Genomic DNA, 21,727 nt, shown 5'->3' with positions numbered 1-21,727 from the left:
GGCCCCAGGCCTCCCGGGTGAGAAAATCAACAATTATGAACACACCTGCCTTTTCGGACTCGACGCACGAGTCAGTGAACCTGCCGGATAAGCCGGCTCTTGAGGGACTTCGGGACAAATGGGACGCCGCGTGGAGCGACAACGGGGTCTATGCCTTCGACGTCGATACGGATCGCGAGCAGGTCTATTCGATCGACACTCCCCCACCTACAGCCTCGGGGTCCCTGCACGTCGGGCACGTCTTCTCCTACACTCAGACCGACATCATCGCTCGGTACCAGCGCATGCAGGGCAAGAACGTGTTCTACCCCTTGGGCTGGGATGACAATGGCCTGCCGACCGAACGGCGCGTCCAGAACTACTACGGGGTCACGTGTGATCCCACCCAAAGCTACGAGCCGAACTTCGAGCCGCCTGCGAAGCCCGCGAAGAACTCTCGTGACTTCGTCAAGGTCTCGCGCCAGAACTTCATCGAACTCTGCGAGACCCTGTCCGCTGAGGACGAGCAGGTCTTCGAACACCTCTTCCGTTCCACCGGCCTGTCCGTGGATTGGAAGTACACCTATCGCACCATCGATGACACGTCCCGTTCGGTCAGCCAGAAGGCATTCCTCACGGATCTCGCGAACGGTCATGCCTATTCTCAGGACGCTCCCACCATGTGGGACGTCACCTTCGGCACTGCCGTCGCGCAGGCGGAACTCGAAGATCGGGAGAAGGACGGCGCCTACCACAAGGTGAGCTTCTACCCTGAGGGTGCCGATGGCCTCGCCGATACCTCAGTGGATCCGATCGTCATTCTCACTTCCCGTCCGGAGCTCATCCCAGCTGTCGTGGCGCTCGTGGCTCATCCCGAGGACGAGCGTTACGCATCCTCCATCGGTTCCAGGGTCGTCTCACCCCTCTTCGGTGTCAGCGTCGAAGTCCGCGCCCATGAACTTGCGAAGTCGGACAAAGGCACCGGCATTGCCATGGTGTGCACCTTCGGCGACCTCACCGACGTCACCTGGTGGCGTGAACTCGACCTGCCCACGCGCGCGGTCGTCAACCGCGGCGGTCGACTCAACCTCGAAGTCCCGGAATGGGTCGCGGCGTCGCCGAAGGCAGATGCTGTGGCCAACTACGAGAGGCTGGCGGGAAAGACTACTTTCACTGCCCGCAAGGAGATCGCCGAGATGCTCGCCGAATCTGGTGACCTCATCGGCGAAATCGAAGCGATCACGCATCCTGTGCCGTTCTACGAGAAGGGCGACAAACCCCTCGAAGTCGTCGCCTCACGCCAGTGGTACATCCGCAACGGCGGACGCTCGGCCGAACTCCGCGATGCGCTCATCGCCCGCGGTCGCGAGATCGAGTGGCATCCGGCGTACATGCGCTCGCGCTACGAGAACTGGGTAGAAAACCTCAACGGTGACTGGCTGGTCTCCCGCCAACGCTACTTCGGCGTGCCGATCCCACTGTGGTATCGCTTGGATTCGGCCGGAGAACCTGATTACTCGGATCCGATCATCCCCGAGTCCCTTCCCACCGATCCCATCGCCGAGGTGCCTGCAGGCTTCACCGCTGACCAACGTGATGTGCCCGGTGGCTTCACAGCGGACCCGGACGTCCTCGACACCTGGGCGACCTCATCGCTGACCCCGCAGCTGTTGGGCGGTTGGTCCCGCGACGACGAATTCTTCTCCAAGGTCTTCCCCTTCGACCTGCGCCCTCAGGGACACGACATCATCAGGACCTGGCTGTTCTCCACTGTCGTCCGGGGAAACTCGCTCAATGATGCCGCGCCATGGAAGCATGCCGGACTCTCCGGGTGGATCCTCGATCCGGATCGTAAGAAGATGTCGAAGTCGAAGGGCAATGTCGTTGTCCCCTCAGACATCCTCGGCGAAGCGAAACCGGGATTCGGTCCCGACGCGGTGCGCTACTGGGCGGCCAGTGCCAAACTCGGTGCCGATACAGCCTATGACGTGACACAGATGCAGATCGGGCGACGGCTGGCTATGAAGCTGCTGAACGCGTCGAAGTTCGCGCTTGCCCAGGGTGTGCACTCCGGTCTTGTCGGCCAGATCGGGTCCGTGACGCACGATCTCGATCGTGCGCTGCTCAAGAAGCTAGCCGGGGTGGTCGAGACCGCTTCGACGCATATGGCGGCCTACGATTATGCGCACGCTCTGCGTGCTGCGGAGAGTTTCTTCTGGGAGTTCACCGATGATTATGTCGAGCTGGTCAAGGACAGGTCGTACGGCGCCAAGGGCGAGGACAGCCAGCTTTCCGCCCATGTCACCCTCGCAACTGCTCTCGACGTGCTTCTGCGTCTGTTCGCCCCGATCATGCCCTTCGTGACCGAAGAGGTGTGGTCATGGTGGCGGACGGGATCTGTGCACAGGTCACCGTGGCCTGGAAACGAGCAGCTGACACATCCTGATTCGTCTGTGGATCCGGAGCTGTTGGTCTCTGTCGCCGCCGTGCTCAGCGAAATCCGGAGAGCGAAGACCGAGGCCAAGGTCTCCCAGAAAACGCAGGTTCGCAGCCTCACCATCCATGCTCCGGCAGCTGTCGTCGCCGCGATCAGGAGCGCCCAGGGCGATTTGACGGCCGCTGGACGCATCCAGAAGCTCGTCACCGAGGAAAAGGGTGCGGAGATCACGGTTGCCGAGATCGACTTCATCGATCAGGACTGACCGCCCACGCTTGTTCCAAGATCAGAACAGGACTCTCCGGCCTCCCGAGGGCTCAGACACATACGATGGACTCGACAGCAGAAGGAGTAGAGAGCTTCTTCATGGACGAAAGGCCCTTGAACTATGAGAAGTGAACTCTTTTCGAAGCGAAATGCAGAGATCCAGAACCAGGAACGCTGGACCCTGCAATCGAACAAAATGCTGCGCACAGTGATCACACCCAATGCGCCCATGATCGCCACGAAGGGCGCCATGGTCGCTTATCAGGGCGACGTCCACTTCGCTCACCAGGGATCGAAGTCGGTGGGACAGTTCATGAAGAAGGCGGCCACCGGTGAGGGCGGCAATGTGATGAAGGTCGAGGGCCATGGCGAAGTGTTCTTCGCCCGTGAGGCCTCGAACATCTTCATGATGGCCTTGGAAGGTCAGCAGGACTCGCTGACGGTCAACACCTCGAATCTGTTGGCCTTCGACGATGCTCTGAATTGGGAGATCAAGCGGATCAAGGGCGGAATCGGTGCCATGGCCAGCGGCTCCGGACTATTCAACCTCGAACTCAACGGAGTAGGCACCGCTGCCATCTGCTGCAAGGGCGAGCCGATGGTCCTCGACTGCTCACAGCAGCCGACTTTCGTCGACCCGCAGGCCGCAGTGTGCTGGTCATCGTCATTGGCACCGCAGATCAAGACCGATGTCAGCGTGGGAACATTCTTCGGCCGCGGTTCAGGTGAATCGGTTCAGCTCGCCTTCCACGGCCCCGGTTTCGTCGTCGTCCAGCCTGCTGAAAACGCTGTGTACTCCGCTCAAGCTTAGCCAGATCAGGCTCGAAGGACACTCACGCAGAGAGCTCCGTCCACTTCACGTTGCGAGCCCGAGGCCGCCCGAACCAACGCCGGGCGGCCTCGGGTTCGTTGTTTAGGGTGGGCCTTTAGCTCACGGACGTCCGCGACTGCGCCGCTCCCCCGCGCTCCACGCGGTAGCGGCGGAACGTCGGGAAGATCACTGCACAAGCGACGACGAGGACGATGACGAGGAGGCCACCTCCGGCCGAAGCAATGGTCGTACTCGTGATCTCAGCGACTGTACCGTGCAGAACATCAGCAATGCGTGGCCCCCCTGCGACAACGACGATGAACACACCCTGCATGCGTCCGCGCATATCATCGCTGGCGGCCTCCTGCAGCATCGTAGAGCGAAAGGCAGAGGAGATGATGTCGGCACCTCCACCGATGGCCAAACCGAGAAGCGCGACGATGAGCGCTGCCGTCCAGAACCCGGAAGCGAATTCCAGAGACAGCCCGAACAGAGACATGGCGGTGCCCCAGACGAGAATCGCTATGATCACTGCCAGGCCCTGGCGTTCGACACGAGAGACCCAGCCGGAGAAGATGCCCGCCAGGGCGCTGCCTGCTGCCATAGATGCAAACAGAAGCGAGAAGACAATGCCTCCGGCGGGAGGCCCACCGAAGGTCTCGGTCGCGATCTGAGGGAACAGCGCTCTGGGCATTCCGAAGACCATGGCGATGACATCGACAAGCAGGGAAACCATGACAACGGTGTTCGTTCCCAGGTAGCGGAATCCATCGATGACCCCCTTGAAGCCGGAGCGTGTGTCGGGCTGCTTCCCGGGCACCAACGCAGGCAGACGCATCACTGCATAAAGAGTAGTGGCCAGGAACAGCGCATCGAGGATGTAGAGCATCTGGTAGCCGACGACCGGGATAAGAGCCCCGCCGATGATCGGTCCTGCCACGGCACCTAGTGTCATGACAGTCATATTGAGCGAGTTTGCAGAAGGGAGGAGCTCGAGTGGAACGATGGTCGGCAGCAGGGCGCCCTTGGCCGGCTGATTGAGGCCGAAGAAGGCCTGTTGCAAGGAGAACACGGACAGCAGCAACCACACGTTTCCAAGCTGCATGACTGCGATGAGAGCCAACAACGAGCTGGCGACGATGAGGCCGATGGTGGAGATGATGAGCAGTTTGCGACGGTCGATGACATCGGCCAGTGAACCGCCCCAGAGTCCAAAGACGATGAGCGGAACCAACCCGAAGACACCACTGAGACCCACATACCCTGATGATCCTGTGATGTGATAGATCTGTGCAGGAATGGCAACCACGGTCATCTGGGCACCGATGACGGTGACTATGTTAGCCAACCAGAGTCGGCGGTAGTTGTCGTATCTTAGGGGTCTGGTATCAGCGAACAGCCTCATCTAACGAGACGAGTCAGGCTGATCTTTTCGATGTCCGAGGCTGTTCGCGAGGCACCAGTGTGGGGGCGACGTTCTTGTCCACGACGTCCCTGGTCACGACCACCTCGGCGATGTCCTCCCGGGAGGGAACATCGAACATGACCGACTGCAGGACCTCTTCCAGGATGGACCGCAGTCCACGTGCCCCGGTGCCGCGCAGGAGTGCGAGGTCGGAGATGGCTTCGAGTGCGTCGGTCTCGAAACGGAGCTCTACATTGTCGAACTCGAACATCCGCTGGTACTGCTTGACCAGTGCATTCTTCGGTTCGGTGAGGATCGAAATCAGTGCCGCTCGATCAAGTGTGGAGACTGTGGCTAGGACAGGCAGCCGTCCGATGAACTCGGGAATAAGTCCGAACTTCAGCAGATCTTCGGGCAGGATATCGGCGTAGAGGTCTTCTTCGTCGTTCTTCGACTGCAGGAGTGCGCCGAACCCGATACCGTGTTTGCCCTTGCGACCGGCAACGATCTCCTCCATGCCTGCGAAGGCGCCCGCAACGATGAAGAGCACGTTCGTCGTGTCGATCTGCAGAAAGTCCTGGTGCGGATGTTTACGTCCGCCCTGTGGCGGCACCGAGGCCTGAGTGCCCTCGAGGATCTTCAGCAGCGCCTGCTGGACACCTTCACCGGAGACGTCTCGAGTGATCGAGGGATTCTCCGACTTGCGCGCGATCTTATCGATCTCGTCGATATAGATGATGCCGTGTTCGGCCTTCTGAATGTCGAAGTCCGCGGCCTGGATGAGTTTGAGCAGAATGTTCTCGACGTCTTCGCCGACGTAGCCGGCTTCGGTCAATGCTGTCGCGTCTGCGACGGCGAAGGGAACATCGAGCCTCTTCGCCAGCGACTGCGCAAGATAGGTTTTGCCGGATCCGGTGGGGCCCACGAGGAGGATGTTGGACTTCGCGATCTCGACGTCGGTGTCGTCTGAGCCCAGAGTCTTCGTCTCTTCGTCACTCTGCAGGGAGCGAATGCGCTTGTAGTGGTTGTACACGGCAACGGACAGTGCCTTTTTCGCGGGTTCTTGACCGACAACGTATTCCTGGAGGAAGTCGAAGATCTCGCGTGGCTTGGGCAATTCGATCTCGCTGTGCTCAGCGGTGCCTTCGCTGAGCTCCTCTTCGATGATCTCGTTGCACAGCCCAATGCATTCATCGCAGATGTAAACTCCAGGTCCGGCGATGAGTTTCCGAACCTGTTTCTGGGATTTCCCACAGAAGTTACATTTGAGCAGGTCTGCTCCGTCCGCACTGCGAGCCACTGTCACAACCTTCCGCCGGGGCACCTGGCCCCAACTCTACCGCTCGTGTTTCCTGTACCTCAATAGCTTCCCATACGGGACTGACATGAGCGGCCAGAACCGTCACTCGGTGTGTCGGAGAATATGGGCACACCCACGCTGTCGAGAAGGCCTAAACTACTCGGCGCCGCATCCGGTGGCAACTTCGCAGCAGGGACAGCTTCGGGCCCGGACAGCCGATGACTGTCCGGGCCCGAAGATGTTCGTGTGTCTCAGACCGCCTTGCGGGAGGTCAGCACCTGATCGACGAGTCCATAGTCCTTCGCCTGTTCGGCGGTGAGGAACAGGTCACGCTCGATATCGTTGGAGACCTGCTCCGGAGTCTTGTTGGAGTGGCTCGACAGGGTCGTCTCCAGCCACTGGCGCATCCGGAAGACCTCTGCGGCCTGGATTTCGATGTCCGAAGCCTGGCCCTGGCCCTGGCCCTCCATCGCCGGCTGATGGATGAGGACTCTGGCGTTGGGCAGAGCCAGACGCTTGCCCGGAGTACCTGCCGCGAGCAGAACCGCTGCAGCAGAGGCGGCCTGACCGAGGCAGACCGTCTGGATCTCCGGCTTGATGTACTGCATCGTGTCGTAGATGGCGGTCATCGCCGTAAACGAGCCACCCGGCGAGTTGATGTAGAGCGTGATGTCACGGTCAGGGTCCTGCGATTCGAGGACCAGGAGCTGGGCCATCACGTCGTCAGCACTTGTGTCATCGACCTGGACGCCCAGGAAGATCACGCGATCGTCGAACAGCTTTGTGTAGGGGTCCTGGCGTTTGAAGCCGTAGGGAGTCCGCTCTTCGAACTGCGGCATGACGTAGCGGGACTGCGGCATGTTGCCGGCGGTGGACCCTGGCATAAAGTTCATTGAATTCATTCTTCCTTGACTCCCACTCAGTTGTCGGTGACGTCGGACGAACGGGTCACCATTTTATCGATGAAGCCGTATTCCAGTGCTTCTTCGGCGGTGAACCAGTGGTCGCGGTCGTTGTCCTTGAGGATCTGCTCCAGGGTCTTGCCGGTCTGTTCGGCGGTGAGCTCTGCCATCTGCTTCTTCATGTGCAGGATGAGCTCTGCCTGGATCTTGATGTCAGTGGCGGTGCCGCCGATGCCGCCCAGCGGCTGGTGCATGAGAATGCGGGCGTGCGGGGTGGCGTACCTCTTGCCTGGCGCCCCGGATGACAGTAGGAACTGTCCCATGGATGCCGCCATTCCCATGGCAACGGTGGAGACATCTGGCTTGATGTACTGCATGGTGTCGTAGATCGCCATTCCCGCGGTGACCGAGCCACCCGGGGAGTTGATGTACAGCGAGATGTCCGCGTCGGGATCCTCTGCCGCCAGCAGCATCATCTGTGCACAGATCGCGTTGGCGTTGGAGTCACGCACTTCCGAACCGAGCCAGATAATGCGCTCTTTGAGCAGGCGGTTGAAAATATGGTCGTCGAGACCCATTGCCCCACCGGCGTCGAGGCCGACGGGCGCTGTCATTTCGTGTGCGCTCACGTTTCACTCCTGTTGGTCTTTGGTTGGCTTGATATGGACTCTAACTGCTCACCGGTCGGATTTAGTCCGTCGGAACACCTGTGTTCGCCATCAGCGTGATCGGGCAACGGATTCGCCCACGTCTGCTGGGCGGAATCGAGCCAGATGAGGCACACATATGGCAGGCGCTCTTTGGTGCACCTACGCGAAACGGTGAGCACGGAATAATTCCCGTGCCCACCGTAGTCGGCTCTGTTACCGCCGAGGCGGTACGAGATCAGTTCTCGTCGGCGCCTTCGGCCACAACAGCATCGTCTGAGTCCTCGGCACCATCAGGCGCTTCTTCCTCAGCGGGAGAGGTGAACTCTTCCATGTCAACCACGTTGCCCGCTGTGTCCTTCACGACAGCGCCAGCGAGGGCAGCGGCCAGGGCCTTGCGGCGCGAGACCTCTCCGACCAGTGCGTTGACCTGTCCGGAACTGTCGAGCATCTGCGCGAACTCGTTCGGGTTCATGCCGTACTGCTGTGAAGCGGAGATGAGGTATTCGATGAGCTCGGGCTGTGTGACCTCGACCTCTTCGGCTTCGGCGATCGAGTCGAGGATGAACTGAGTGCGAAGATTGCGCTCGGTCTCCTCGGTGACCTCCTTGCGGTGCTCATCATCTTCAACACGGCTCTCGGATTCGAGGTGACGCTCAACCTCGTCGGTGACGACCTTCTCGGGAACAGGCACATTGAGGGTCTCGATCAGAGATTCGAGGACCTTGTCGCGTGCCTGAGCACCCTGGTCGGTCTCCTTCTGCTTAGCGGCCTGCTCACGCAGATCCGTACGCAGCTCATCGATTGTGTCGAATTCGCTGGCCAGCTGGGCGAAGTCATCGTCAGCCTCTGGCAGTTCGCGAACCTTGACTGCGCTGAGCGTGATGGAGACAGTACCGGTTTCGCCGGCGTGCTCGCCGCCAGCGAAGGTGGTTTCGAAGGTCGTGGTCTCGTCTGCCGACAGGCCGTCGAGCGCTTCGTCCATGCCATCGAGCATGGTGCCCGCACCAACCTGGTAGGAGATGTCGGAGGCGGTGTCGATCTCTTCACCGTCGATCGTGGCGACGAGGTCGAGAGTCACGAAGTCGTCCTTGGCTGCGGGACGGTCAACGGAGCTCAGCGTTCCGAAGCGGGTGCGCAGCTGCTCGAGTTCGGCATCGACGTCTTCATCGGTGACCTCGATCGGGTCGACCTCGACACTGATGGTGTCGTAAGCAGGCAACTCGATCGTGGGGCGCACGTCAACCTCGACCGTGAAGGTCAGGTCGCCGTCTTCGGTGCCATCGAGGCCGGGAACCTCAGAGATCTCAACCTCGGGCTGACCCAGTGGCTTGAGATCGTGCTCTTCGACAGCCTCGCGGTAGAACCCGTCAAGACCATTGTTGACGGCTTCCTGGATCACTGCGGGTCGGCCAACGCGCTGATCGATGATGCGCGCAGGGACCTTGCCCTGGCGGAAGCCCGGAATGGTGACCTGGCCACCGATGGTCTTGTATGCCTCGTCGATGCTCGGCTTGAGTTCGGCGTATGGGACATCCACGCTGATCTTGACCCGCGTGGGGTCGAGTTGCTCGACGGAGCTCTTCACAGTGCGACCTTTCAATTTCGACAGTCATGCATATTCGGTCATCTGGTGACCTGGAGGGAGCGAAAGTCCACGATGAGATCGCGCACGTCCGCAAGACGCAGTCACCCATATTACGCGAAACACGACAGAAAACACGAAACAGGCCGCCCGCTGCAGGGCAGGAGTTCGCGAGGAGCGCAATCATTGCCTGTGTTGATGGACAACCGAGCCGCAGGTGCTCAACACACGCCGCCGAGGAAGCACCGAGCGCTCAGGTCAGGTTCGAACACCGTGGAGCTCATCGAGGGTGATGATTACGTTCGACGCCGTCCACGACAGAGGGGCAACGGACACTGCGGCACCTTCTGCGCTCACCTTCTCCGGGAAGGATCCGGCCTGGGTGCGATGACTACCCAACCAGTCGAGTACCCCGTCTGCTTGCGCCTTGGCACCGATGCGGGCGAACCCGACTCCCATGAGAGACGTTGACGGCGTCCAGCTCGTTTGGTCGAAGATCCACCCATGCCCAGGTTTGATCCCGCCGGCGGGTTGGCTCAGTCTGTCCCAGACGTGATCAAGCGTCGATTCATCCAGGCCCAGGCCCGCCCCGGCCGCAGGCAGATAGGCCACCGCCGAATCGAGCCCTCCCGAGGTGGGGTAGCGCTGCAGGCCGTTGGCGATGAATGTTCGAGAGAACGTCGCCTCGAAGGCCGAACAGCTGTCCCCAAGTGCTTCGACTCCCCCATCAATGTGCGCCCACAGCCCGCTGGTGTGCTCGGACAGCCTGACCAGCGCCTGCAGACCCAACAGCGTGGGTCCCGCAATGCCGAGCGTGACTTGGGATTCGCTGACTTCCCAGTAGTCGGAAGACACCGGTGGCAGCGCTGTTCCCTGCTCAGTGAGGTGGAGCAGGCGCTGGGATGACCGGCGCAGCATCGGCGCCATGCTCTCGAGCCCGACAGTTGATTGTCCTCGGCTCTTGGTATGGACCGCCGAAGAGTGGACGTCGCTGACGGCCCAGAGCAGGAGTCCAAGGGCATCGAACTGGGATGGACGCTCGTCCGGGGCTTCCCCCAGGTCAGGGGTGAACCGCGCAGCGAACGACCCGTCCTTCGACTGCAGCGACTGCAGATGAAGAAGGTGCTTCCACGCCAGGTCGACCATTCCGACTCGGGCCAAGGCAACGGCAGCAAACGCCGCATCGCGTGGCCAGATGTATCGCCACGGCTGGTCCCAGCTGGCCACTGTCGCCGGAAGCGAATCGGTGAGAACCCATAGATCGAGAAGCGCCGAGGTGGCGAGATCGCGACGCTGTTCGGGCAGCTGCTCGATCCATGCGGTGCACCGATCGAGAAATTCCAGTTCCCGTGCCGCCGGGCCGGGATCAACTATTCCAGGCATGACCCGAGATCTCGGATCCAAATGCTGCACAGTCTCGATGCCGATGCCATCGCGCGAGGTTCCAGAGGTGAAGGCAACGGTGGCGGAGCGGAGACTTTCGCTCCGGCCCGCCTCGGCGAAGATGTCGGTGCCGGTCGAAGTCACGAACCCGGCGCCGAGAAGGCCCGCACCGGTAAGTGCACCAGTGAGAACCTGTCGGCGGTTCAACCGGTGCCGGCGCAGTCGACGCTGATGGAACTCGGAGGTCATGTGGGAACTTGCTTTCTGCCGTCGGCTGCCTGCAGCCGCGGACAAGGCCGCCTCGGTCGTGCAGCACTGACGGAGGTCCCCGGACACACGGCGCCAGGCAGTAACGAACTCTACCGGAACCCCCTGGGGCGCGTCAGAAAGATCGGTCGAGTACTGAAATGCCGGTCGGACTGACGCACTTAGGGAGGGTATGAGCAGAACAACACAGTCTCAACATCAGTCGCGCTCGGTCGAGCCCATACACTCCCCACCGGTCGTCATGCAGACCCAGGGGCAGGACATCTACGTCCCCAACGGACTACGGTGCGGTTCACCTCCGACGTCCTCAAAGAACGACCCGGGGACTTCCTCCCCGTCGACGATGGCTGTGCCGGAGCCATACGAAATTGAGGATCTATCCGAATACCCAGGTGGAAGCCTCAAGACTAGGCAGCGGATGAAGAAACTCATCGATGAACATACCGTTGAGCTCGCCGGCAGAAAATGGGTTGATGCACAATTCCCCGCTGAGGATGCTCATCGCCTACACCCTGTCCGCCAGCGCGACTGAAAGTGACGTCACGGTCAGGGTCTCCGACAAGCAGCCCGGTCATGACACGTTCCTGGTGGTTCAGAACAGAGTGAAATGCTCGAGACTGTAGGTGATTGGCCCTGCTGACGACCCCCTTTACCGGCGACTCGATGAAGATGAGCAGTACACCTGCGCTGCCGCAGCATCGGCTTCGACTCAGCCGAGGTCTTCACCTCGATCTACTTCAACAGATCTCGCCTGCCTCTGGTCGCGTTTGCCGATGTGGAGATGACGGGACTGGGCCGTTTGGACGAGACACTGCTCGAAGTCGTGATGGTGGCGACCCACGGACCGTCGATGGCAGAGATTGGGCTTTTTCATATGCTCTCAGGAGCCCGGTGACTCGAGAGGCTGGATCACAATTTCCTCTCGACCCGCCTGTGGCGGAAACGAGCCCGATTCACCGCGCCATCGACGATGTCAGCTAGAACATTCGCCAGTTCACCTCGATGGCCTAAGCCCTACAGGCCCAGGTATTGGAAGAGCTCATATTGGACACGGACTGTTCAGCCGTGGTCGGCCTCAGCGAGGCCGTCACCAGCGATCGTCGTTGGGCAGCTTTTGGCTTGATCGAATGCCCCGGGAAACGACGATTTCGAACGATATCCACGCCCCTCCCATGACGCTGGAAGGACGCGGCTGACCGCAGGGATCAATGACTCCCCCACGAACAGACCAAAGGACTATCCCCGGAAAAGTTCGCTCAGCATCATTCGACTTGCCCAAGGTTGCAGAGAGCTTCTTCGCAAGCTTCCAGAAGCGAATTGATGGATCACAATTTCACATTCCGCAGCCTAGGACAGTGGTCTCTAACATATTCTCAAAAGAACAGTCATTTTCATATGAATTTCTTCCCAGCAACAGTAGTCTTATAGTAGATCAGCCTCGCGATGACGAAACGGGCTGTGAAAGGCTACATATGGATTCTCCAAACTAGTCAGGTCCGAAGCGGTCTCCGATGAAGTGGCTCAGCACCCTGAACACCATGGCGTTGGCCTTGTTGCTGCTGGCCGGTACGAACCTGCGCCCCGCCAAGAGATTCCCGCCTCTTGAAGTAGATGCGTGACCAATCCCATCAGGTGTCCAATCGCAAGTGTTACTCGTGACGGAGCGGCGACTGGACGTGCCTAATGATCCGAACAGTCCTATTTTCTCCCAGTGGCGCGATATCTTTTCCCGCCACGATCAGCATTTGCAGCTGCGCCGAGAACGACGGCGAGTAGGTAGGCAAGCGCATCGCTCTCTTTGGTGATTTCCAGTCGAAGACTGCTCTTCAATGTGAAGGTCGTGTCCAAAGCTGAGTTCGACGACTACACCAAGTCTCTCGCCGACGACGGCAACACTGGTCAGCTCGGTCCTGAATACGATCGCAACTGGTACCCGAAAGAAGGTGCTGAAAAATGACCGCAACGATGAATCAGTCGGTCCTTGACGCCCCTGTTGTTCCGCGGAGCAAGGGCAAGATCATCGTCGACTGGATCACGTCGACTGACCATAAGACGATCGGGTACATGTACCTGATCGCCTCGTTCTTCTTCTTCTGCGTCGGCGGCGTCATGGCGCTCATCATCCGTCTCGAGCTCTTCGATCCCGGCATGCAGATTGTCGAAACCAAAGAACAGTACAACCAGCTGTTCACGATGCACGGCACCTTGATGCTGCTGATGTTCGCGACACCACTCTTCTCGGGCTTCGCCAACGTCATCATGCCCCTGCAGATCGGTGCTCCCGACGTGGCGTTCCCACGTCTGAACGCGTTTGCCTTCTGGATGTACCTCTTCGGTTCGCTGATCGCCATCTCCGGCTTCCTCACCCCCCAGGGTGCAGCCTCGTTCGGATGGACTGCGTACGCGCCGCTGAGCAACACCACGTTCACTCCAGGCGCTGGCGGCAACCTCTGGGTTCTCGGCTTGGCGTTGCAGGGAATCGGCACGATTCTCGGCTCTGTCAACTTCATCACCACCGTCATCACGATGCGTGCTCCTGGTATGACCATGTTCCGCATGCCGATCTTCACCTGGAACACACTCATCACCGGAATTCTGGTCCTCATGGCCTTCCAGCCTCTGGCAGCAGCTCTTCTGGTGTTGGGCGCTGACCGAATATTGGGATCCCATGTCTTCAGTCCCGGCAACGGGGGACCAGTCCTGTGGCAGCACTTGTTCTGGTTCTTCGGTCACCCCGAGGTTTATGTCATCGCATTGCCGTTCTTCGGCATCGTGACCGAGATCTTCCCTGTCTTCAGCCGTAAGCCTGTCTTCGGTTACAAGGAACTGGTCTTCGCAACGATTGCGATTGCAGCGCTGTCGGTGACTGTGTGGGCCCACCACATGTACGTCACCGGTGTTGTCGCCCTCCCCTTCTTTGCGTTCATGACGATGCTCATCGCGATTCCCACGGGTGTGAAGTTCTTCAACTGGGTGGGCACGATGTGGCGTGGGTCGATCACCTTCGAGACTCCGATGGTCTGGTCCATCGGGTTCCTCGTCACATTCCTCTTCGGTGGTCTCACCGGTGTCATCCTGGCCAGCCCTGCCCTTGACCAGCAGGTCTCGGACACCTACTTCGTCGTCGCCCACTTCCACTACGTGATCTTCGGCACGGTTGTCTTCGCGATGTTCGCCGGCTTCTACTTCTGGTGGCCGAAGTGGACCGGGAAGATGCTCAACGAGAAGTTGGGACACATCCACTTCTGGATGCTGTTCATCGGCTTCCACGGCACGTTCCTCGTCCAGCACTGGCTGGGAGTCGACGGTATGCCACGTCGCTACGCGGACTACCTTCCCCAGGATGGCTTCACGTGGATGAACCAGGTGTCCACTGTCGGTGCGATGCTGCTGGGTCTGTCGATGGTTCCGTTCTTCTGGAACGTGTGGATCACCGCCCGCAATGCGCCGAAGGTCACGGTCGATGATCCGTGGGGTTATGGCGGTTCGCTGGAGTGGGCGACTTCCTGCCCACCCCCGCGCCACAACTTCACTTCGTTGCCTCGCATCCGTTCAGAGCGTCCGGCCTTTGATGTGAACCATCCGGAGCTGCTCGAATACGCCGGGCACGGCACCACTGAACCGCAACTCGCCGGAGGTAACGTCAAGTGAAGTCGTCGATCTCCGGTCTGCGAGAAGTTAAGCCGAGAACAACGATGTTCCGCTGGATCTCAGCATCACTCGTCAGCGACTCAATTACTGATCCCTGGAACACAGTGCCGACATACGGTGGCCAAGCCAGCCCTGTGCGGCATTCTCCGGAAATAACAATGTCGCCGCTGTGACCAGCGACGACATCTTGGAGGGGATGACGGGAATCGAACCCGCACCATCAGTTTGGAAGACTGAGGCTCTACCATTGAGCTACATCCCCGTGTTGCGTTAACGACTATAGTCGACATTCGCGCCGGCCGCCAAATCGACCGAAGATGAGCTGAGTCACACCCCAGGGGCGCTCGGGCCCCAGCGGTTGTGACCTGTATCCCATTCGCGACGACAGGGCGAATCGATGTGCATCTGAACCCCTGCCTGTGGTTAGATTGTCTACGTCGCGGGATGTGGCGCAGCTTGGTAGCGCATCTGTTTTGGGAACAGAGGGTCGCAGGTTCAAATCCTGTCATCCCGACGATAGTGAAGCCGTTCGGACTGAATGTCCGGGCGGCTTTCTTCGTATTCACGACGCATCGATTCCCTTGCTGAACTCCTTCTGATGCCCGATCGAGACCCATAATTCGTCCGCGCAGGAGACGATGGGAGGGCAGGCTCGCAGAATGTCGAGGCCAGAAGGTGGGCTGCTGATGCCAATCCGGAGACACGTCAGACCTTTCCTTCGCATGCCGCCGCCACACATAGGTCCCAAACACACAGCGTCGAGGATCGGATACCGTGCTGCATACACCGTTCCTCGACATGCCACGGTCGCGATCACACTTGCAGTGGCCCTGAGCGGCTGCACTTCCGACAATACAGATTGGCCCGCGGCAAGCTCGTCGGCTTCCCCCTCACAGACCAACAGCGGGTTCGACAAGGGCAGCGGGTCCGAGACCGAACCGGAGGTGGTGGCGCAGAATCTGAAGGCCCCTGGTCTCTTGCCTTCTACAAGAACATGGCTCTGGTCAGTGAACGAGATTCCGCTCGCATACTCGAAATCGACGATCAGCGCCCCGCGCAGGCCCGAGAGATCACCACGGTTGCAGGTGTCTCCGCCTCGGGTGAAGGCGGTCTCTTAGGGCTGAGCGTCAGCGGCGACAATCTCTACGCATACTTCACCACCGAGTCGGATAACCGCATCCAGCGATTCCCGCTCCTGCGTGATTCCGAGGGGGTTCAGGTCGGCCCACCGGAGACAATCCTCGACGGTATCGCCAAGGCCGGATTCCACAACGGTGGGCGTCTGGCCTTCGGCCCGGACGGAATGCTTTATGCAACCGTCGGCGACGCCGGTGACCGGAGCGTCGCGCAGGATCGTGAGTCGTTCTCGGGCTCGATCCTGCGGATGAAACCAGATGGCAGCGTGCCGGAGGACAATCCCTTCAACGATTCCCTCGTCTACTCCTATGGGCACCGCAACCCACAGGGACTGGCCTGGGACGAAGACGACACGATGTATGCCAGCGATTTCGGCCAGGACACCTGGGATGAGCTCAACATCATCGAGGCCGGGGGCAACTATGGCTGGCCGGAAGTCGAAGGAGTCGCGGAAGGTGTCGCCGATGACGATGATTTCATCGATCCGGTTCAGCAGTGGAGACCCGACCAGGCTAGCCCGAGTGGACTCGCCATCATTGAGGACACACTACTCATCGCCAACCTTCGCGGACGGGCGCTGCGGACCGTGCCCCTATCGGATATCGCCGAGGCCGAGGTCGCCTATGCCGGAGAGTTCGGTCGTCTGCGTGATGTGGTGACGACACCGAGTGGCGAGGTGTGGATCCTGACGAACAACACGGACGGGCGCGGTGATCCGGCCGCCGCCGACGACCGGATCCTCCGTATTCCCTCCGACCTCAGCGCTGGAGGATGAAGAAACCTAGTTGAGGCTGATTTCAACGCTGAAAGTCGATGACCTGCCGCACGACGGTTCCGTCAGCCAGGGCGTCGAAGGCTGCATTGAGGTCATCGAGGCCGATGGTGTCCGAAACCAGTTCCTCGACCGGCAGCTTGCCCTGACGCCACAGGTCGGCGTAGACGGGAATATCCCGACTGGGCACCGCCGAACCCAGGTACGAACCGATGACGGTACGGGCCTCGGCTGTCAGCGTGACAGGGGTGATGTGCGACTGCGCGTCAGGAGCGGGCAGCCCCACTGTGATGGTCTTCCCGCCCACCGCGGTCGCCGAGAACGCGGTTTCGAAGGCCCGCGGATGACCGACGCACTCGATGACGATCGGAGTCCGCCGCTGCCCCAGTTGATCGGGAGTGTAGACCTCGGCCGCGCCCAGTTCTTGTGCTCGGACCAGTTTGTCCGGATTCGCGTCGACGCCGATCACACCCGCAGTCTCAATGGACAGGGCCGTGATCAAGGCAGCCATCCCGACCCCTCCCAACCCGACGATCATGATCTCGTCCTCGGGTCCCGGAGCTCCCGCGTTGAGGACCGCTCCCCCGCCCGTGAGTACCGCACAGCCGAGCACGGCCGCGATCGACGCGGGAACGTCAGAAGCCACCGGAACGACAGAGGCACGATTGAGCACGGCGTGGGAGGCGAACACCGACGCACCGAGGTGGTGGAGCACTTCGGCGCCGGAGGCATCATGGAGTCGCACCTTGTGCCCGTCGAACGGCAACGTCCCCGCACCGTTCGTGGCACCGCCCGGAGTGCACGGGAGCTTCCCGTCTGTTCGACAGTTCGCACATTCGCCACAGCGCGGCAGGAACACGGTGACGACCTGGTCGCCGATCTTGAGATCATCGACGCCTTCGCCGAGCTGTTCGACGATTCCCGCACCCTCATGGCCGAGCAGCATCGGCAGAGGCCGCGGGCGGTTGCCGTCAACGACGGACAGGTCTGAGTGGCAGACACCAGCAGCGCTGAGGCGGATGAGCACCTCACCGGGACCGGGCCCGTCGAGTTCGAGTTCTTCGATCGACATCGGCTGCGTGTTCGCATAGGGACGCGCAGCGCCCATGCCACGAAGTACGGCACCACGGATCTTCACAGCTTTGCCTCCATCGTCATAGTCATACTTGGTGTCGTCATGGTGATACTCGGTTCGTGACACTCACAGCGCCGACTGGCCCTCGGATTCGTAGGCGTCCATGATCCGAATCCGACGCTCGTGGCGCTCTTCGCCGGAGAAGGCCTCTGCGAGAAAGGCATCGACGATGGCGATGGACTCAGCTTCCGTGTGCTGTCTGGCACCCACCGAGACGATCTGGGCGTTGTTGTGTTCGCGCGCGAGTTTAGCCGTGTCAGTGTTCCAAGCCAGGGCGGTCCGGGCTCCCTTGACCTTGTTCGCGGCGATCTGCTCGCCGTTGCCAGACCCGCCGATGACGACGCCCAGGGCCTCAACGCCTGCCGCCTGATCATCGACGACGGCCTGAGCCGCGGCGATGCAGAACGCGGGGTAGTCATCGAGTGCATCGTATTCGAGCGCACCGTGGTCGATGACTTCGTAACCCGATTCGCCGAGGTGTGCCTTGAGAACCTCTTTGAATTCGAATCCTGCGTGGTCGGTGCCGAGATGAACCTTCATGTGGTCACTCCTTCGAGGTGTCCAGGGCAAGGTGCCCAGGAAAGACTGTGCGTGTGGTGGTGGGTGTTTCGGGATGCTCCAGAGACGAGGCCGGAGCCTCAGTCGAAGATCGGGCCCTGATTGCGCGTGCGTTTGAGTTCGAAGAAGCCTGGAGTCGAGGCAACAGCGAGAACACCGTCGAAGAGTCGACCCGCGTCCTCTCCCTTCGGAGCCGGGGTGACGACTGGACCGAAGAAGGCTGTTCCTGCCACACGGCAGATCGGCGTGCCAACGTCGTCGCCGACAAGTGCCAGAGCTTCATCATGCGATTCCTGCAGCGCGGCGTCATAGTCGTCGCGTTCGCCGTACTTCATCAGGTCAGCCGGCAGGCCGACCTCATCCAGAGCCTCGGCGACGGCCTTGTCGAAGTCCTGCTCCCCTCCGGGGTGGATCCGAGTTCCGATTGCGGTGTACAGGGGTGCGGTGATCTCCTCGCCATGTTCGGCGATGGCGGCGGTGACGATGCGCATCGGCGCCAGCGCACGGTCCATGAGCTCCCGGTAGTCGGCGGGAATATCCTTGTCACGGTTGAGGATATGCAGGCTCATGACGTGGAACTTCACATCGATGTCGCGGACCTTAGCAACCTCCAGGCCCCAACGCGAGGTCATCCAGGCCCAGGGGCAAGCGGTGTCGAACCACAGGTCAAGTGTCTCTTTGCTCAATTTCACTCCTCAATAGCGTGGGCGCGGGCATGACTGAACAGCCCGCCATCTCCGAGGCCAATTTATCAAGCCTCGGGCCCGAAGAGGAACGTGTCCATGAAAGAATGGCCGAGTACACCCGGACCCGAAGCGGAGGCCACCCCAAAGTGCCCCAATACAACCTCACCCGCGAGGAAGCATGCAGACGTTCATCCCTCATCGACGTCTCGAGCTATGAGAACACCCTGATTCTCACTGGAGAGGGCGATCGATTCCGAGTCCGCTCCCGCATCCGCTTCACCGCAGCACCGGAGTCGGAGACATTCATCGACGCCATCACCGCCAGCGTCGAACGCATCCGCCTCAACGGGCTCGACCTCGAAGCCTCCGAGGTCGTCTCTGCCTCCCGGATCTCCCTCCCCGGTCTCGCCGCTGAGAATGAACTCATCATCGATGGGCACTTCCACTACATGAACACGGGTGAAGGCCTGCACCGCTTCGTCGATCCCATCGACGATGAGGTCTACCTCTACTCACAGTTCGAGGTCCCCGACGCCAGACGTGTCTTCCCAGTGTTCGAGCAGCCCGATCTCAAGGCTCCGTACTCCTTCACCGTTGTGGCCCCGGCACGCTGGACAGTTGTGTCGAACTCCCCCACTCCAACTCCCGGGGATCCCAGCGAAGTCTTCTCCGAACTCGACGAAACGCCGGTCGACGACACCGCAGTGTGGCAATTCGCCCCGACGACTCCGATCTCCTCCTATATCACTGCAATCGTGGCCGGCCCGTACCGCAGCGTGCATTCCGAGCTGATCTCCTCCGATGGCTCCCCAGTCCCCCTTGGCTTGTACTGCCGCGAGTCCCTCTTCGACCATCTTGATGCCGAGAATCTGTTCGGCATCACACGAGCAGGCTTCGAGTTCTATGAACGTGAGTTCGGCGTGTCCTACCCGTTCGAGAAATACGATCAGCTCTTCGTCCCTGAGTTCAACGCCGGAGCGATGGAGAACGCCGGTGCTGTGACGATCCTTGAAAACTACATCTTCCGTTCCCGACCCACCGAGGCCCTCGTTGAGCGTCGCACCGTGACCGTGCTCCATGAACTGGCACACATGTGGTTCGGAGATCTGGTGACGATGAAATGGTGGAACGACCTGTGGCTCAACGAGTCCTTCGCCGAATTCATGTCGACTCTGGCCACAGCCGAGGCCACTGAATATTCGGAGGCTTGGACGACGTTCGCCACGATTGAGAAGTCGTGGGCCTACCGCCAGGATCAGCTGCCGAGCACCCACCCGATTGTCGCCAGCATCGACGACCTTGCAGATGTCGAGGTCAATTTCGACGGCATCACCTACGCCAAGGGCGCCTCTGTGCTCAAGCAGTTGGTCGCGTGGGTCGGTCGAGACGAGTTCTTCTCCGGCCTCAAGCGCTATTTCGACAAGCACGCGTGGTCGAACACGGAACTGCCTGACCTCCTCGGCGAGCTTGAAGCGACAAGCGGACGTGACCTCGCCACCTGGTCGAAGCTGTGGCTCGAAGAATCTGGTGTCAACCTCATCGAAGCCGAGCTAGAGTTCGAGTCCGACAATGGCGCCGAGGTGGTGACCGAACTGGCTGTGACCCAGCAGCCGTGGATCATCGAAGGACAACCGGTTCCGTCCCTTCGTCCGCACCGCCTGGCCATCGGGTTCTACTCCGATAATGGGCAGGGCCGGCTGGTCCGCACCCACAGTTTCCCGCTCGACATCGATTCGGAGTCGACCACCGTTGACGAGGCCCGCGGCCTGCCCAAGCCCGACGTCATCATCGTCAATGACGAAGATCTGGCCTATGCGAAGGTCCGTTTCGATCGCGAAAGCATGGATGTCGCGGCCGACCGACTCGGGGACTTCGATGACTCTCTGACTCAGCTGCTCATCCTCGGCACCCTCTGGGACTCTGTTCGCGACGGACAACGTCCGGTCCAGGACTACATCGCCACAGTTTTGGACAACTGTGCGGCCGTGACACATTCCTCGGGACTGCTCACCCAGATGCGTCAACTCGAGACCGCTGTCGCGGCCTACCTGCCCCCGGAGGCACGGGCAGAGGCTCACACTGCCGTCGCCGACCGGTTCGCACAGCTCCTCGACACAGTGCCCGGAGGCACTGACCAGGCGTTCCAATTCGTGCGCGGCTTCATTCAGCATGCGTCATCCCAGGCGCAGATCACTCAGCTGGAGTCCTGGTTGGATGCGGCCGGGGACACAGTCCACGGGATCACCATCGACACCGATCTCACCTGGGAGATCATCATCGCACTGGCGGCACACGATGAGATCGTCGACTCCGCAATCGAGGCCATGGCAAACACGGACCCCTCGGCCACCGGGGTGCGTCAGGCGGCGACGGCTCGCAGCGCACGCCCCACCTCGGCGGCGAAGTCGAAGGCATTCACTCGCATTATTGACGAAGCTGACCTTCCGAACTCGGAACTCGCTGCTCTGGCTCAGGGGTTCGCCTCCGGTCTGCAGACTGAGACCGGTGAGATCCTCGCCTCAGAAGCACCACTGCGGGACTTCTCGAGCGAGTACTTCCAGCGGGTCTCCGGGTGGTGGGAGACCCGGACTCTGGAAATGGCGCAGACCATGACCTTGCGGCTCTTCCCCCCGGTCAGCGAGCACACTGTCCAGGCCACGCGGGCCTGGCTGAGTGACCATCCTGCTGCTCCCAAAGGACTGGTGCGCCTGATGCGCGAGAATCTTGCCAATACCCAACGGGCCCTGAGCGCTCAGGAAGTGTCCAGCAGTTCCAAGCGCGCATTGACCTTCGGTCGTTAGGCTC

General features: G+C 60.6%; 15 protein-coding genes and 2 tRNA genes. 7 read left to right on the top strand and 10 right to left on the bottom strand.

Translation table 11 applies throughout. From position 1 onward, the window contains the following. Positions 1-35: 35 nt before the first annotated feature. Together valS and AAFP32_RS07435 are read left to right on the top strand one after the other, a co-directional pair. Positions 36-2,681 carry a valine--tRNA ligase gene (valS, locus tag AAFP32_RS07440; RefSeq protein ID WP_350271266.1) on the top strand — a complete coding sequence of 882 codons (2,646 nt, stop codon included), beginning with the start codon at positions 36-38 and terminating at the stop codon, positions 2,679-2,681. Positions 2,682-2,804: 123 nt separating this feature from the next. Further along, positions 2,805-3,494 carry an AIM24 family protein gene (locus AAFP32_RS07435; protein ID WP_101618799.1) on the top strand — a complete coding sequence of 230 codons (690 nt, stop codon included), beginning with the start codon at positions 2,805-2,807 and terminating at the stop codon, positions 3,492-3,494. 115 nt (positions 3,495-3,609) lie between these two features. Here AAFP32_RS07435 and AAFP32_RS07430 read toward each other — a convergent pair whose 3' ends face one another. From AAFP32_RS07430 to AAFP32_RS07405, 6 genes are all read right to left on the bottom strand, one after another. After that, positions 3,610-4,842, bottom strand: coding sequence for an MFS transporter (locus AAFP32_RS07430; protein ID WP_350271265.1), 1,233 nt, complete (start codon positions 4,840-4,842; stop codon positions 3,610-3,612). Between the two features lie 70 nt (positions 4,843-4,912). Continuing rightward, on the bottom strand, positions 4,913-6,199 hold the full coding sequence (clpX, locus tag AAFP32_RS07425; RefSeq protein WP_350271264.1) for an ATP-dependent Clp protease ATP-binding subunit ClpX: 1,287 nt from the start codon (positions 6,197-6,199) through the stop codon (positions 4,913-4,915). A 251-nt stretch (positions 6,200-6,450) separates the two neighbouring features. Then, complete coding sequence (locus tag AAFP32_RS07420; protein ID WP_101618802.1) at positions 6,451-7,092, bottom strand: ATP-dependent Clp protease proteolytic subunit; 642 nt, start codon at positions 7,090-7,092, stop codon at positions 6,451-6,453. Between the two features lie 26 nt (positions 7,093-7,118). Continuing rightward, complete coding sequence (locus tag AAFP32_RS07415) at positions 7,119-7,715, bottom strand: ATP-dependent Clp protease proteolytic subunit (protein ID WP_009884093.1); 597 nt, start codon at positions 7,713-7,715, stop codon at positions 7,119-7,121. A 271-nt stretch (positions 7,716-7,986) separates the two neighbouring features. Further along, the gene (gene tig, locus AAFP32_RS07410; protein ID WP_350271263.1) at positions 7,987-9,336 is read right to left on the bottom strand and encodes a trigger factor; all 1,350 of its coding nucleotides are present in this window, start codon (positions 9,334-9,336) and stop codon (positions 7,987-7,989) included. 255 nt (positions 9,337-9,591) lie between these two features. Then, positions 9,592-10,965 carry a hypothetical protein gene (locus AAFP32_RS07405; RefSeq protein WP_350271262.1) on the bottom strand — a complete coding sequence of 458 codons (1,374 nt, stop codon included), beginning with the start codon at positions 10,963-10,965 and terminating at the stop codon, positions 9,592-9,594. A gap of 491 nt (positions 10,966-11,456) precedes the next feature. Between AAFP32_RS07405 and AAFP32_RS07400 the strand changes: the two genes are divergently transcribed. Together AAFP32_RS07400 and ctaD are read left to right on the top strand one after the other, a co-directional pair. Then, complete coding sequence (locus AAFP32_RS07400; RefSeq protein WP_350271261.1) at positions 11,457-11,606, top strand: hypothetical protein; 150 nt, start codon at positions 11,457-11,459, stop codon at positions 11,604-11,606. A 1,330-nt stretch (positions 11,607-12,936) separates the two neighbouring features. Next, positions 12,937-14,634, top strand: a complete 1,698-nt coding sequence (ctaD, locus tag AAFP32_RS07395; protein WP_350271260.1) for a cytochrome c oxidase subunit I — start codon at positions 12,937-12,939, stop codon at positions 14,632-14,634. A gap of 188 nt (positions 14,635-14,822) precedes the next feature. On the opposite strand, the gene AAFP32_RS07390 is transcribed toward ctaD, so the two are convergent. Further along, positions 14,823-14,896, bottom strand: a tRNA-Gly gene (locus tag AAFP32_RS07390). A 178-nt stretch (positions 14,897-15,074) separates the two neighbouring features. On the opposite strand from AAFP32_RS07390, the gene AAFP32_RS07385 reads away from it, so the two are divergent. Both AAFP32_RS07385 and AAFP32_RS07380 read left to right on the top strand, forming a co-directional pair. Then, positions 15,075-15,148: transfer RNA gene (locus tag AAFP32_RS07385), tRNA-Pro, on the top strand. A gap of 480 nt (positions 15,149-15,628) precedes the next feature. Beyond that, a complete protein-coding gene (locus AAFP32_RS07380) occupies positions 15,629-16,546 on the top strand; it encodes a PQQ-dependent sugar dehydrogenase (protein ID WP_350271259.1) in 918 nt (305 codons plus the stop codon). Positions 16,547-16,568: 22 nt separating this feature from the next. Here AAFP32_RS07380 and AAFP32_RS07375 read toward each other — a convergent pair whose 3' ends face one another. The 3 genes from AAFP32_RS07375 to AAFP32_RS07365 form a co-directional block, all read right to left on the bottom strand. Next, on the bottom strand, positions 16,569-17,681 hold the full coding sequence (locus AAFP32_RS07375) for an alcohol dehydrogenase catalytic domain-containing protein (protein WP_350271469.1): 1,113 nt from the start codon (positions 17,679-17,681) through the stop codon (positions 16,569-16,571). 63 nt (positions 17,682-17,744) lie between these two features. Further along, on the bottom strand, positions 17,745-18,218 hold the full coding sequence (locus tag AAFP32_RS07370) for a ribose-5-phosphate isomerase (protein ID WP_350271258.1): 474 nt from the start codon (positions 18,216-18,218) through the stop codon (positions 17,745-17,747). Positions 18,219-18,316: 98 nt separating this feature from the next. Then, on the bottom strand, positions 18,317-18,922 hold the full coding sequence (locus AAFP32_RS07365) for a disulfide bond formation protein DsbA (protein WP_350271257.1): 606 nt from the start codon (positions 18,920-18,922) through the stop codon (positions 18,317-18,319). Positions 18,923-18,951: 29 nt separating this feature from the next. On the opposite strand from AAFP32_RS07365, the gene pepN reads away from it, so the two are divergent. Beyond that, positions 18,952-21,723 (top strand): aminopeptidase N, encoded by a 2,772-nt coding sequence (pepN, locus tag AAFP32_RS07360; RefSeq protein WP_420883388.1) that lies wholly within the window; start codon positions 18,952-18,954, stop codon positions 21,721-21,723. The last annotated feature ends 4 nt before the right edge of the window (positions 21,724-21,727 follow it).

The organism is Brevibacterium sp. CBA3109, assembly GCF_040256645.1.
GTDB classification, from domain to species: Bacteria; Actinomycetota; Actinomycetes; order Actinomycetales; family Brevibacteriaceae; genus Brevibacterium; species Brevibacterium koreense.
This window is presented reverse-complemented; position numbering and strand designations above follow the sequence as displayed.

What these genes read in the sequence shown, in the direction of transcription:
- ctaD (WP_350271260.1), top strand. Translation starts at nt 12,937, where the DNA reads ATGACCGCAACGATGAATCAGTCGGTCCTTGACGCCCCTGTTGTTCCG.
- pepN (WP_420883388.1), top strand. Translation starts at nt 18,952, where the DNA reads ATGACTGAACAGCCCGCCATCTCCGAGGCCAATTTATCAAGCCTCGGG.
- AAFP32_RS07420 (WP_101618802.1), bottom strand. Translation starts at nt 7,092, where the DNA reads ATGAACTTTATGCCAGGGTCCACCGCCGGCAACATGCCGCAGTCCCGC.
- AAFP32_RS07435 (WP_101618799.1), top strand. Translation starts at nt 2,805, where the DNA reads ATGAGAAGTGAACTCTTTTCGAAGCGAAATGCAGAGATCCAGAACCAG.
- AAFP32_RS07380 (WP_350271259.1), top strand. Translation starts at nt 15,629, where the DNA reads ATGGCTCTGGTCAGTGAACGAGATTCCGCTCGCATACTCGAAATCGAC.
- valS (WP_350271266.1), top strand. Translation starts at nt 36, where the DNA reads ATGAACACACCTGCCTTTTCGGACTCGACGCACGAGTCAGTGAACCTG.
- AAFP32_RS07400 (WP_350271261.1), top strand. Translation starts at nt 11,457, where the DNA reads ATGCACAATTCCCCGCTGAGGATGCTCATCGCCTACACCCTGTCCGCC.
- AAFP32_RS07370 (WP_350271258.1), bottom strand. Translation starts at nt 18,218, where the DNA reads ATGAAGGTTCATCTCGGCACCGACCACGCAGGATTCGAATTCAAAGAG.
- AAFP32_RS07415 (WP_009884093.1), bottom strand. Translation starts at nt 7,715, where the DNA reads ATGACAGCGCCCGTCGGCCTCGACGCCGGTGGGGCAATGGGTCTCGAC.
- AAFP32_RS07405 (WP_350271262.1), bottom strand. Translation starts at nt 10,965, where the DNA reads ATGACCTCCGAGTTCCATCAGCGTCGACTGCGCCGGCACCGGTTGAAC.